Consider the following 12,751-nt stretch of genomic DNA (forward strand, 5'->3'; position numbering starts at 1 on the left):
GCCAGCCGTTCAAAACGGAGCGAACTGAAGGTCGGATAATTGAACACCACATTCCTCGAGACCTTCTGGTGGGTTGCCAAGCTGAGCAGTTTCTCTGGTGCTGCCGAGCAACTCAATACGACGCAGGCATCGGTATCCAATCGTATTGCGACGCTGGAGCGGGATCTCGGGGTTCGCCTCTTTGACCGTGAGCTGCGGTCCGTCCGCCTCACTCCTGACGGACGTCGGGCCGTCGAGCAGGCCGGGGAGATCGTACGGCTGACGGCAGAGTTCCGTGAGTCGATCAGCAGCCGGGAATCGCTGAAGGGGACCGTGCGGATCGGGTCGTCGGACACGATCGCCTATTCCTGGCTGCCGGAGCTGATACGGCGGATGCAGGCTCGCTATCCAAGTGTCGGCCTCGATCTCAATATAGATACGAGCTTGAATATTGCGCAGCAGATTCAGGAAGGCCGCGTCGATCTTGGCATCATCATGGGTCCCGTCAATGCCCCGGATATTCGGTGCACCGAACTCTGCACCTACACCTCGTGCTGGGCTGCGTCGACGGCCCTGGATCTCGGCGGGGGGCGAATCGAGCTGGCGGACCTCGGCGCCTATCCCCTGCTGACCTTTTCGACCGGCTCGCAGCCACACCGCGCTCTCCTCAAATTACTCTCCGAAGCCGGGCTGGAGGAGTTCCGGATCTACAACTCCAATTCTCTCGCGATCATGACCCGCCTTGTGGAGGCTGGGGTCGGAATCGGGGCACTGCCGCTTGTGCTGGTGCAGGATCTCGTGAAAGCAGGCGGGGTTCGGATCCTTGAGATCGACCCGGCCGTTCCGTCGCTGACGTTCCACGTGGTGCATCAGGACCGCGGCGACAACATGCTGGCGCGGGTGGTCACCGACATGGCCCTGGAGATCGTCGCAGAAACGGTTTCCAGCGGCGCCGAAGGATATGCCTAAAATATATGCTGCACTGCACTATGCTTAATCCATAAGCTTTTCTTGTCGACTTCCATAGAATTTTCTCGTTTGCTGTCTCACGCTGTCCGCGCTTCTATAGGTGGATAGCGAAGGAGCGCAGTAATGAAAGTTTCACTGATACAGATGAACTCGCAGGGTGATCTCGCGGGAAACATCGAAACCGCAGTGTCTTTGGTGGAAAAAGCCGTCGCCGCCGATTCCCCCAGCCTTGTCGTACTTCCAGAATACTTTGCCTATCTCGGAGAGGGTGCGAAAAATATGCACGGCAGCGGGGAGGTTTTCCCGGGTGGCCCGATCTACACGGCTCTCGCGGATCTCGCTCGGCGTCTGGAAATCACCTTGCACGCCGGCTCCATCGTCGAGCGGGAAGGCAATCAGCACTACAACACGACGCTCGTGTTCGGACCCGACGGCGCCGAGATCGCACGCTATCGCAAGATGCACCTTTTCGACGTGGATACGCCAAACGGCATCAGCTACCGCGAGTCCGACTCGGTCGGCCGCGGCGAGCAAGTCGTGACCTACAAGGTCGGCGACATCACCGTCGGTTGCGCGATCTGCTACGACATCCGCTTTCCAGAACTCTTCCGCGCCCTGCGCGACCGGGGCGCGGACGTCATCGTCCTGCCCGCCGCGTTCACCTTGATGACCGGCAAGGACCACTGGGAGACGCTTGCCCGTGCCAGGGCGATCGAGACCCAAACCTATTTCCTCGCAGTCGGGCAGACCGGGACGCATGCCGACGGCCGCAAGGCCTGCTGGGGCCACTCGATGGTGATCGACCCCTGGGGGCATGTCGTGGCGCAGTGCTCGGACGGCGTCGGCACTACCAGCGCGGCACTGAACTTCGACTACACCGCCACCGTGCGAGCCAACGTGCCCGTCGCCGACCATCACGTCCTCTGACAGGAACGGCCTTCTCAATGTTCAACGTTCAACCTATGTCGACGCAGATCGATGCCGAGCTCGTGGAGCTCCTGGAGCGTGTCGAGGTCGCAACGATCGGCCACGTCCTTCACTCGGGCTTTGTCGATCCGACGATCCGCGCCGTCCTGCCTGAAAAGCGCGTGGCGGGGACGGCGGTCACCCTGCGAATCCCCAACGCGGACTCGACCCTCCTCCATTACCTCACCAGCATGGTTCGCCCCGGCGACATCGTCCTGATTGAGCGGTGCGGCGATGTTCGCCATGCATGCTGGGGCGGCGTCATCACCCATGCGATGAAGATCGGCGGCGTGAAGGCCGGGGTCATCGACGGACCCGCCACGGACTTCTCCGAGTTCGCGAAGGTCGATATGCCGATGTGGTGCCGTGGGCCGTCGCCGATCACCACCAAGATCCTCGGCTTGGAGGGCGCCCTGAACGTTCCGATCAGCGTCGGTGGGCAGACGGTGCATCCGGGCGACGCGGTTCTATGCGATGAGAGCGGCGTCGTCGTGCTCCGTCCCTCCGAAGCGCGGGCGATCGCCGAACGCGCGATCAAGATGCAGGAGGCCGAGATCGTGCTTCTCGGGCGCCTGCGGGCCGGCGAGAAACTGCCGGACATTTCCGGTGCGACCGCCCTCGTAGAGGCAAAGCTCGTCGCCTGAAGTGCTCTGCCAGGCTCGACCACGATCTGACGTTCCTTAGTCCAAAGCGGACCTTTCAAGGAGACTGCAAATGAAGATGCTCACCATCCTAGGGACCGCCTTGCTGACCGGCACAGTGGTCCAGCCGGCACTCGCCGAGGGCACGGTCACGATCGTCGCCTACAGCGGTCTCTTCCAGGAACGCTATACCAAGGCCGTGGTCGAGCCGTTCCTGGCGGCGCACCCGGACATCAAGGTCGAGTACTTCCCGCTTCAGGGTTCGGCCCAGATGCTTGGCACACTCCGGGCGCAGAAGGCGGCGCCACAGGCCGATGTCACGATCATGGACATGTCGGTCGCCAAGACGGGAACGGACGAAGGCCTTTTCGACAAGATCGACGAAAAGGTGTCCGGCCATGTCGCCGACCTCTATCCGAACGCGCGGTTCGAAAACGTCGCGGGCGTTGCGGTGACCTTCGACAATCTGGTGCTCCTGTCCAACACCGAGGCCGTACCGACCGCTCCTACAACCTGGAGTGTGCTCTCCGATCCGGCCTACGAGGGCAAGGTCGGCCTGCTCGGTGCCCCGGACCTGGTGGGCGTCGGCCTTACGGTCGTGCTCGACCATATGAACGGCGGTACGGACCCCATCGCGAATATCGAAAAAGGCATCGAGGCGATGAAAGCGATCGCGCCGAACGTGCAGACCTGGGAGCCCAAGCCCGAGGTCTATCCTGCGATCGCGAACGGCCAGATCTCTTTGGGCGTCGGCTGGAACGCCCGTGGGCAGGTCAATGCGGAGACGTCGAACGGACGCCTCGCGGTGTCGCTGCCGCAGGAGGGAACCATCCTTCAGATCAACACGATCAACCTGGTCAAGAACAGGCCCGGCGGGGACGCAGCGCACACCTTCGTCGACTATGCCCTGAGCCCCGAAGCCCAGAAGGCTTTCACCGAGGCCATGTACTACGCGCCCACGAACACCAAGGCCGTGATCGCGCCCGAAGCGATGGAGCGGACCGTGGCAAGTTCGATGGACAAGACGATCCCGCTCGACTGGGTCGCGCTCGCCTCGGTGCGCGACAAGATCACCAACGAGTGGAGGCGCAAGGTCATTCCGCTGAGCCGCTGATCAACCAGCGCCCGGCAAGGCTTACGCCATAGCTGGACCCCAGAGGGGCGGCCGGGCGCAGGCCTGCCATCGGACGAACCACCCGGCGAACCGAGGAGGCCGAGAGCCATGACGACGCAGACACCCAGCCGAACCGGTCACTTGAGCCTCAGGGGTCTGACCAAGCGATACGACAAGCTCGTGGCCGTCGACAACATCGACCTCGATGTGGCCAAGGGAGATCTGATCGCGTTTCTCGGCCCATCGGGCTGCGGCAAGTCTACGTCGCTACGCATGATCGCGGGCCTGACGCCCATCAGCTCAGGAACGATCTCCATCGGTGGGCGGGACGTGACCCACCTGCCAGCCTACCAGAGGGATATCGGGCTGGTGTTCCAGTCCTATGCCCTGTTTCCCCATATGACCGTCCTCAAGAACGTCATGTTCGGGCTGGAAATGCGGAAGATCTCGGCCGCCGAAGCCGAGCGACGCGCCCGGGAGGCGATCGCTCTGGTGCAACTGGAGGGCCGCGAGGACCGGCGTCCGAGCCAGCTTTCGGGCGGCCAGCAACAGCGTGTGGCCCTTGCCCGTGCCTTGGTGGTTCAGCCCTCGATCCTCCTGTTCGATGAACCACTGTCCAACCTCGACGCCAAGCTGCGCGACGAGATGCGGACCGAGATCCGAGAGATCCAGAAACGCCTCGGCATCACCGCGATCTTTGTGACCCACGACCAGGTCGAGGCGCTGTCGATGTGCGACAAGGTCGCGGTGCTGAATGGCGGCCGTCTCGAGCAGCTCGGAACCCCGCACGATCTCTACGAGCGGCCGGCAACGCCCTTCGTCGCTTCCTTCGTTGGCCGCGCCACGCGGCTTCTCGGCCAGGCGTCGGGAGACCGGATCGATGTCGGCGATGTGACCCTGGCATCGCCGACCCGCCATTCCGGAGCGGTTGAAGTGATGGTCCGCCCCCATCGGATCGCCATGCTCCCCGAAGGCGGCGCGGATGCCACCCTCGGTTCCGAGCCCCGCAATCGACTTCCCGGCACGGTTCGGCGGGCTTCGTACTCGGGCGACGTCCTGCAATACGAAGTTGACGTGGCAGGGCAGAACTTCGTCGTCGAGCGCGCCACCACCAGTCATGACGCGCACCTTGCGGGCGGAACTGCCGTCGAACTGTCGTGGCGGGTGGCCGACACGCTCGTCTTTGAGGTGGCGCGATGAGCGCCACCTCAGATCCCGACGCCGGATCGCGCCGCCGATCGGCCTATGGTCTGGCTTTCGCGCTCCTCGCGCCGATAGCGCTGGTGAACGGTTTCGCCTTCCTGGTCCCGATGCTCGATCTGCTGGTCCTGTCGTTCCGCGAGGCGCTGTCGGGCGGAGGACTCGGCGAGGCCTACACTTTCGCCAACTGGACATCGACTCTCACCGACGTCTTCTACCTCGAGCTGGTTTGGGAAAGCGTCTCGACCAGCTTCACCATCACCGTTCTCACTCTCCTCTGCTCCTATCCCATTGCGCTTTATCTCCACCGCTCGAGCGGTCGGTGGCGCACGGTGCTCCTGGTTCTCGTCATTTCCCCGCTTCTCACCTCGGCGGTGGTGCGCACCTACGGCTGGATCGCGATCCTCGCCGAAGACGGGTTGATCAACAATGTGCTCGCCTCGGTGGGCATTGGCAGCTTGCGGCTGATGTTCAACAAGATCGGCGTCACGATCGGCCTGACCGAAATTCTGATGCCCTACATGATCCTCGCACTTATGGCTGGTTTCGGCCGGCTGGATCCCCGCGTGGAGGAGGCGGCCGAGACGCTTGGTGCCTCGCCGATCCGGGTGCTCTGGCGCGTCGTCATCCCCCTCACCATGCCCGGCATCGCGCTGGGGTGCCTGCTGTGCTTCGTGCTGGCAGTGTCCTCGTTCATCACGCCGAAGCTCCTGGGAGGCGGACGTGTCTTCTTGCTTGCCACCGAGATTTACGACCAGGCGATCGTGACCCTCAACTGGCCGCTGGCTGCCACGCTCTCGATGATCGTGCTGGCAATCTTCGGCACCGCGCTCGTCGTCTATTCCCGCCTTCTGCGGACGGCCGGTTGAAAGGACTTTACCCATGGAAGACCGCCCTGCCTCGCCTGCCTTGAAGGCGATCGCCTTCGCGATGTTCGCCTTCCTGCTGGCGCCGGTGATCCTCGTGGTGCCGATTTCCTTCTCGGCCGACAACTACATGAACTTTCCACCGTCCGGCTGGAGCCTGAAATGGTACGTCGCCTTCTTCGAGAACAGCCGGATGATCACCGCGCTGGGCACGAGCACACTGCTGGCGGTCATCGTGACCTTGCTGGCGCTCCTCATCGCGCTCCCTGCGTCCTACGCCATCGTGCGACTGCGGATGCCGGGCTCGGAGACCCTGCTGGCGATCTTTACCGCGCCGCTTCTTCTGCCGACCATCGTCCTCGGCCTGGCGATCCTGATCCTTTTTGCCGCGAAGGGCATGCTCGGCACGTTCACCGGCCTTGTCATCGCCCATCTGGTGATCGTGCTGCCTTACGCGCTGCGCGTGCTGGTAACCTCGATCGCCGGTCTACCGATCATGGTGGAGGAGGCTGCCGCCTCCCTTGGTGCTTCGCCCTTCACCGTGTTCCGCCGCGTGACACTTCGGATGATGACGCCGGGAATCGTCGCGACCTGCGCATTGGCTTTCCTGGTCTCGTTCGACGAGGCGGTGATCTCGCTTTTCGTCACCGGCCCGCGAATCACAACGCTACCGGTCGCCATGTACCAGCATGTGGAGTCCAACGCCGACCCGTTGGTGGCATCGATCTCGGTGCTTTTGATCGTCCTGACCCTCGTCGTCGTTCTGGTCGTTGATCGTTCCGTCGGTCTCACCAAGGCGTTCGTGAAGTGAGGGAGCGGCAGCGGCGGACAATCGGATGGGAGATATCCGAAACCGCGTTGAAGCGTTGGGGGTCGGTTTCGTAGAGCATCCGGGTCCGCTGATCGTCGAAACGCGCCGCGACTCGGTGCCAGCGTCTGCCTAAAGCATCTGGCGACGCTATCGTCTACGCAAAGCCGCCCTTCGCGGGGCCCGAGGCCGTTCTCGCCTACCTGTGGCGCTACACCCACCGCGTCGCCATCTCCTCACGCCGCAATGCCGGCTTCGACGGGGCCAGCGTCACCTTCCGCGTCAAAGACTACCACCAGGACGGCGCCGCCCGCCATCGCACCCTGACGCTGGAGGCCGGCGAGTTCATCCACCGCTTCCTCCTCCACGTTCTGCCCCGCGGCTTCCACCGCATCCGGCGGTACGGGTTCCTGATGGGACCTGACCGCAAGGCCGGCCTCGATCGCATCCGCATGCTGCTCTGCGCGCCCACCATGCCTCCCTCCGCCGCCGAGGAGACAGACATCTCCGAACCACCCGCCTACCGCCCGACCTGTCCATGCTGCGGCGGCACCATGAGCGTCATGGGCATCCTCCTGCGCTGGCGACAGCCGCGAGGACCGCCACCGCCACCAACCTCAAGCCGGGAGTGCTCGGCATGAACCGGCATGGTACGGCACCGCCATCGGCCGAAGACACGGCGCTTCGGGAGATTATGACGCGCGTCCCAAGGGCGGGCGAGACGTCAGCCGGATTTCCCGCGTCGCTTCCTCACCCCTCACAGCGTCGCCGCCACTTCCAGAACGGCAAGAGCACGATCGCCATTCCAAATCGTCCGGCGGCAACCGCCTCTTGCCGATGCACCACCGTTAGACAAAAATCCTATAAACCACCGGCCGGCATCCCGCAGGTTCGTTCTTCGGTGACTTTCGTACGCCTCGCGGCGCCCGAAACTCTTCAGGTTCGCGGACGGCCAGCTATCCGCGAATGCGCCCAGTAACTGAACAAGCAGCGTTCGGCTCGATCGAGTTTTCCCCTTCACTGCCTTGGCAGAGATGTAACGTGGATTGTGAGGCAGCGAATCCCGCACTTGCCTATCCAACCGAAGAGACAATCGTTCATAGACCCGCAAAACGATCAGTGGCACGAACTTGGCACGGGTTTACGCCTCGAGCAAAATGGCCGCCATTCAAGGCAAAACGCCAGCACCATTATATTAGGAAATACAGAAAGTTAAATGGTAGCGGGAGAGGGACTTGAACCCCCGACACGCGGATTATGATTCCGCTGCTCTAACCAACTGAGCTACCCCGCCCCGTGACGACGAAAGAGTGCGTCGAAGCCCGGCGGATATAGAAGTCGGTGGCCGGGGCTGTCAAGCCGGTTGGGGAGGGATCGGCGCGGGGGAAGGCGGGATCAATCCCGGGCGTAAAAGCGCGCATGGGCATGCGAGGCTGCGCGGGGCAGGCGTCGCTGGTGCCCCGGCAGGTGTGGCCTGCAGGAGGGCGGCATGCAGGGCGGAACCGAAAAAGCCGTCGCGGACCGGCGGCGGAGGAAACGCGTTTTCTGGGGCCAGGCGGGGCGCGATGCTGTGGCCGGCGTGTGGTGCCGTGCTGTGGCCGGGGCGTCACGTTCGAGGAGAAGAATGCGATTGCGGCAGGCGGAACGCGGTTGCTGGCTTGCGAGGGACGGCATCGGTGGCAGAAGGTGATGCACTGCGCCGCGCCGGCGTCGTTCCCGACCGTCACGCGGCCGAGGATTGGCTTGCCCGACCCTTGTGGCAGGCCGAGAGATTCCCGCCGGCGCCGGGCCCGATTTGAGGATTGCCGTGAACCGAAATGTCCCGAAGCGCCGTCGCCGTGCGGCCGCCGTCCTCTGCCTTGCCGCTCTCCTCGCCCCGGCCCCGGTCCTGGCGGCGCCGCTCCTACTCGTCGATGCGCAGACGGGCGCGGTCCTCTATTCCAAAGACGCCAGCCAGTCCTGGCATCCGGCGTCGCTGACGAAGATGATGACGGCGCATCTGGCGCTGCGGGCGGTCGCAGGGGGGCGCGCCAGCTTCTCCACCCCGGTGGTCATGACGGCGCATGCCGCGGCGCAGCCGCCGTCCAAGCTCGGCCTGCCCGTCGGCGACACGCTGACGCTTGGCGACGCGCTGCGCGTCATGCTGGTGCGCTCCACGAACGACGTCGCCGTCGCCATCGCCGAGACGCTCGGCGGCGGCTCGGAGGCGGTGTTCGTCCAGGCGATGAATGCCGAGGCCGTCCGTCTCAACATGGACGCAACCTATTTCGTCAATGCCAACGGCCTGCACGACGAGCGCCAGGTGACGACGGCCCGCGACATGGCGATCCTCGCCATGGCGATCCGGCGCGCGCATCCGCGTCATCTCGACCTGTTCTCGACGCCCAGCGTCACCGTCTCCGGCCGGAAGATGAAGAACACCAATCCGCTGATGGGCAAGTATCCCGGCATCGACGGGATGAAGACCGGCTATGTCTGCGCCGCCGGCTTCAACCTCGTGGCGACGGCCCATCGCGGCGGGCGCGAGCTGATGGCCGTCGTTCTGGGCGCGCCCTCGGGCAAGGCGCGCGGCGAAAACGCGGCGGCGCTTCTCGAAAGTGGCTTCTCCGGCGCCTCGCGGGCCTCCGGCGACCTCAAGGCGTTTTTCCGGCCCTTTCCGGTGCGGGCAATGGACTTGCGGAAATTCGCCTGCGGCAAGAGCCTGGGCTGACGACGCTTCGGCTGCCGCGGCCTCGGCCGAGGGCAGACCTGGGACCCACCCTGTCGGTCTCCCACCGCGCGACTTTGGAACACCGGTTTTTCCAGAGGAGGCGCAGCCGCGTCTCGCGCGGCGTGCGATGTTCACACTCCTTGCCGCGGGCGACAGCGCTTCGGCAGCCCTTGTGAGGGCAAGCGGGCGCGCGCCGCAAAGCGCGCGCCCTGTCCGCGGGCGACCGGCCTCGGGGGCGACCGGCTGCCCGCGGAATCCTATTCGGCCGGCTGCGGATGGGCGGCGGCCGGAGCGGCGGTCGCCGGGGCCGCAGGCCCGTCGCCCGTTCCCGCCATCTGCAGCGAGCGGTTGCCGGCGACGGCGCGCATCAGCACGTAGAAGACCGGCGTCAGGAACAGGCCGAAGGCGGTGACGCCGATCATGCCGGAGAAGACGGCGACGCCCATCGCATGGCGCATCTCCGCGCCCGCGCCGGTCGAGGTGACGAGCGGGACGACGCCCATGATGAAGGCGAACGAGGTCATCAGAATGGGCCGAAGGCGCAGCCGGCTGGCCTCGATCGCCGCCTTGATCGGCGTCATGCCTTCCAGCTCCAGTTCGCGGGCAAATTCCACGATCAGGATGGCGTTCTTCGCCGACAGGCCGACGAGGACGATCAGGCCGATCTGGGTGAAGACGTTGTTGTCCCCCGCTGTCCAGTAGACGCCGGTGAGCGCGGCGAGGAGACCCAGCGGCACGATCATGACGATGGCGAGCGGCAGCGTGAGGCTCTCGTATTGCGCGGCAAGGACCAGGAAGACCAGCAGGATCGACAGCGGGAAGATCAGGAAGGCGGAATTGCCGGCGATGATCTGCTGATAGGTGAGTTCGGTCCATTCGAAGTCGATGCCGGGCGGCAGTGTCTCGGCGGCGATGCGCGTCACCGCCTCCTGCGCCTGGCCGGAGGAATAGCCGGGCGCGGCGTTGCCGTTGACGTCGGCGGACAGAAAACCGTTGTAGCGCATCGCCCGCTCCGGTCCGGCCGATGAGGTGACCTTCAGGAGCGCCGACAGCGGCACCATCTCGCCGGCGGTCGAGCGCACCTCGAGCTTGCCGATGTCCTCGGCATGCGCGCGGAAGGCGGCGTCGGCCTGCACGCGCACCGAGTAGGTGCGGCCGAACTTGTTGAAGTCGTTGACGTAGACGCTGCCGAGATAGATCTGCAGCGTCTCGAAGATCGAGGGCAGGGGCACGCCAAGCTGGCGCGCCTTGGTGCGGTCGACGTCGGCGTAGAGCTGCGGCACGTTCACCTGGTAGGACGAGAACAGACCGACGAGTTCGGGTGCTTCCTGCGCCTTGGCGAGAAAAGCCTTTACCGCGCCGTCGAGCGCCTCGTAGCCGAGGCCGGCACGATCCTCGAGCTGCAGCTTGAAGCCGCCGATGGCGCCGAGACCCTGGACGGGCGGCGGCGGAAAGACGGCGCTGAAGCTCTCCTGGATCGATCCCATCGCCTGGTTCAGCTGGCCGGCGATGGCGCCGGCGGAGAGGTCCGGCGTCGTGCGCTCCTCGAAGGGTTTCAGGCTGAGAAAGACGATGCCGGAATTGGACGAATTGGTGAAGCCGTTGATCGACAGGCCGGGAAAGGCGATGGCGCTTTCGACGCCGGGGATCTTCAGGGCCATGTCGCTGATGCGGCGGATCACGCCTTCCGTCCGGTCGAGCGAGGCGCCGTCCGGGAGCTGCGTGAAGCCGACGAGATACTGCTTGTCCTGCGGCGGCACGAAGCCGCCGGGAACGAGCCGGAACATCACGACGGTGGCGCCGACAAGGACGAGATAGAGCCCCATCATGACAGTCTTGCGCGTGACGACCCCGCCGACGCCGCGGCCGTAGGCGTTGGACGAGCGGGTGAAGACGGCGTTGAAGGCGCGGAAGAGCCAGCCGAGCCAGAAGTCCATGATCCGCGTCAGCCGGTCCTTCGGCGCGTCGTGGCTGCGCAGAAGGAGGGCGGCGAGCGCCGGCGACAGGGTCAGCGAGTTGAAGGCCGAGATCACCGTCGAGATGGCGATGGTCAGCGCGAACTGGCGGTAGAACTGGCCGGTGAGGCCGGTGATGAAGGCGAGCGGCACGAACACCGCGACGAGGACGAGGGCGATGGCGATGATCGGCCCGGAGACCTCGCGCATCGCCTGGATGGTGGCATCGCGCGGCAACAGCCCCTTCTCGATGTTGCGCTCGACGTTCTCGACGACGACGATGGCGTCGTCGACGACGATGCCGATGGCCAGCACCAGGCCGAAGAGGCTGAGCGCGTTGATCGAGAAGCCGAAGAGATGCATCACCGCGAAGGTGCCGACGATCGACACCGGTACGGCGACGAGCGGGATGATCGAGGCGCGCCAGGTCTGCAGGAACAGGATGACGACGAGGACGACGAGCGCGACCGCCTCCAACAGCGTGTGGATCACCGCTTCGATCGAGGCGCGGACGAACTGCGTGGTGTCGTAGACGATCTCGTAGTTGACGTCCTCGGGCATGCCGAGCCTGGCTTCCTCCATCGTCGCGCGGACCGCGTCGGCGATGGCGATGGCGTTGGAACCGGGCGCCTGGAAGACCGGGATCGCGACAGCCTGGCGGTTGTCGAGCAGCGAGCGCAGGGCATAATCGGCGGCGCCGAGCTCGATCCGGGCGACATCCCGCAGCCGGGTGACCGCACCGCTCGCACTCGTCTTGACGATGATGTCGCCGAACTCCTCCTCGCTGTCGAGGCGGCCCTGCGCGTTGACGGAAAGCTGCATGTCGATGTCGGCAAGGCCCGGCGAGGAGCCGACGACGCCGGCCGCGGCCTGGACGTTCTGGCCGCGGATCTCGGCGACGATGTCGCTGGCGGACAGGCCGAGCTCGGCCGTCTTCTGCGGGTCGAGCCAGATGCGCATGGAATAGTCGCCGGCGCCGAACAGCTGGACGTCGCCGACGCCGTCGATGCGCGCGAGCCGGTCCTTGACGTTGAGGAGGGCGTAGTTGCGCAGATAGGTGATGTCGTAGCGGCCCTTGGGGGAGGTGAGATGCACCACCATCATCAGGTCGGGCGAGCTCTTGATCGTGGTCACGCCGAGGCTGCGGACAGCTTCCGGCAGGCGCGGCTCGGCCTGCGCGACGCGGTTCTGCACCAGCTGCTGCGCCTGGTCCGGATCGGTGCCGAGGCGGAAGGTGACGGTCAGCGTCATCAGGCCGTCCGTCGTCGCCTGGCTGCCCATGTAGAGCATGCCCTCGACGCCGTTGATCGCCTCCTCGATCGGGGTCGCCACCGTCTCGGCGATCACTTTCGGGTTGGCGCCGGGATAGTTGGCGCGCACGACGACCGAGGGCGGCACGACGTCGGGATATTCCGAGATCGGCAGCCCCGTCAGCGACAGCAGGCCGCCGAGGAAGATCATGAAGGAGAGGACGCCGGCAAAGACCGGACGGTCGATGAAAAAGCGGGAAAGGTTCATGACGGGGTCCGTGGAGCGGCGCTCG

Annotated in this window: 9 protein-coding genes, 1 tRNA gene and 1 pseudogene; 9 read left to right on the forward strand and 2 right to left on the reverse strand. The window is 65.1% G+C overall.

Annotated elements, in window-relative coordinates:
• The first annotated feature begins 39 nt into the window (after positions 1-39).
• From Sa4125_RS05955 to Sa4125_RS05990, 8 genes and pseudogenes are all read left to right on the forward strand, one after another.
• Entirely contained in the window at positions 40-948 is a 909-nt protein-coding gene (locus Sa4125_RS05955) for a LysR family transcriptional regulator (RefSeq protein WP_224004753.1), read from the forward strand.
• A gap of 123 nt (positions 949-1,071) precedes the next feature.
• Positions 1,072-1,875 (forward strand): carbon-nitrogen hydrolase family protein, encoded by an 804-nt coding sequence (locus tag Sa4125_RS05960; RefSeq protein ID WP_224004756.1) that lies wholly within the window; start codon positions 1,072-1,074, stop codon positions 1,873-1,875.
• 17 nt (positions 1,876-1,892) lie between these two features.
• Entirely contained in the window at positions 1,893-2,558 is a 666-nt protein-coding gene (locus Sa4125_RS05965; RefSeq protein WP_224004759.1) for an RraA family protein, read from the forward strand.
• Between the two features lie 70 nt (positions 2,559-2,628).
• Positions 2,629-3,669, forward strand: a complete 1,041-nt coding sequence (locus Sa4125_RS05970; protein WP_224004762.1) for an ABC transporter substrate-binding protein — start codon at positions 2,629-2,631, stop codon at positions 3,667-3,669.
• Positions 3,670-3,777: 108 nt separating this feature from the next.
• A complete protein-coding gene (locus Sa4125_RS05975) occupies positions 3,778-4,869 on the forward strand; it encodes an ABC transporter ATP-binding protein (protein ID WP_224004764.1) in 1,092 nt (363 codons plus the stop codon).
• Positions 4,866-5,738: an ABC transporter permease gene (locus tag Sa4125_RS05980; RefSeq protein ID WP_224004767.1), complete on the forward strand. Its 873-nt coding sequence runs from the start codon at positions 4,866-4,868 to the stop codon at positions 5,736-5,738. The genes Sa4125_RS05975 and Sa4125_RS05980 overlap by 4 nt, the downstream gene beginning before the upstream one ends.
• Positions 5,739-5,751: 13 nt before the next feature.
• Positions 5,752-6,546 (forward strand): ABC transporter permease, encoded by a 795-nt coding sequence (locus Sa4125_RS05985; RefSeq protein ID WP_224004770.1) that lies wholly within the window; start codon positions 5,752-5,754, stop codon positions 6,544-6,546.
• Between the two features lie 143 nt (positions 6,547-6,689).
• Positions 6,690-7,184: pseudogene (locus Sa4125_RS05990) on the forward strand (transposase); the annotation flags it as partial.
• Positions 7,185-7,760: 576 nt separating this feature from the next.
• Here the strand turns inward: Sa4125_RS05990 and Sa4125_RS05995 are convergent.
• Positions 7,761-7,837 (reverse strand) — tRNA-Met (locus Sa4125_RS05995).
• Between the two features lie 513 nt (positions 7,838-8,350).
• Here Sa4125_RS05995 and Sa4125_RS06000 point away from each other — a divergent pair.
• Positions 8,351-9,253 (forward strand): D-alanyl-D-alanine carboxypeptidase family protein, encoded by a 903-nt coding sequence (locus Sa4125_RS06000; protein ID WP_224004773.1) that lies wholly within the window; start codon positions 8,351-8,353, stop codon positions 9,251-9,253.
• Between the two features lie 257 nt (positions 9,254-9,510).
• On the opposite strand, the gene Sa4125_RS06005 is transcribed toward Sa4125_RS06000, so the two are convergent.
• Positions 9,511-12,726, reverse strand: coding sequence for a multidrug efflux RND transporter permease subunit (locus tag Sa4125_RS06005; RefSeq protein ID WP_224004776.1), 3,216 nt, complete (start codon positions 12,724-12,726; stop codon positions 9,511-9,513).
• Positions 12,727-12,751 lie beyond the last annotated feature (25 nt).

Origin of the sequence: Aureimonas sp. SA4125 (assembly GCF_019973775.1) — a bacterium.
In the GTDB taxonomy this organism is placed as follows: Bacteria; Pseudomonadota; Alphaproteobacteria; order Rhizobiales; family Rhizobiaceae; genus Plantimonas.

Excerpts from the sequence above, each read along its gene's own strand:
- Sa4125_RS05960 (WP_224004756.1), top strand. The coding sequence starts at position 1,072 with ATGAAAGTTTCACTGATACAGATGAACTCGCAGGGTGATCTCGCGGGA.
- Sa4125_RS05965 (WP_224004759.1), top strand. The coding sequence starts at position 1,893 with ATGTTCAACGTTCAACCTATGTCGACGCAGATCGATGCCGAGCTCGTG.
- Sa4125_RS05970 (WP_224004762.1), top strand. The coding sequence starts at position 2,629 with ATGAAGATGCTCACCATCCTAGGGACCGCCTTGCTGACCGGCACAGTG.
- Sa4125_RS05975 (WP_224004764.1), top strand. The coding sequence starts at position 3,778 with ATGACGACGCAGACACCCAGCCGAACCGGTCACTTGAGCCTCAGGGGT.
- Sa4125_RS05980 (WP_224004767.1), top strand. The coding sequence starts at position 4,866 with ATGAGCGCCACCTCAGATCCCGACGCCGGATCGCGCCGCCGATCGGCC.
- Sa4125_RS05985 (WP_224004770.1), top strand. The coding sequence starts at position 5,752 with ATGGAAGACCGCCCTGCCTCGCCTGCCTTGAAGGCGATCGCCTTCGCG.
- Sa4125_RS06005 (WP_224004776.1), bottom strand. The coding sequence starts at position 12,726 with ATGAACCTTTCCCGCTTTTTCATCGACCGTCCGGTCTTTGCCGGCGTC.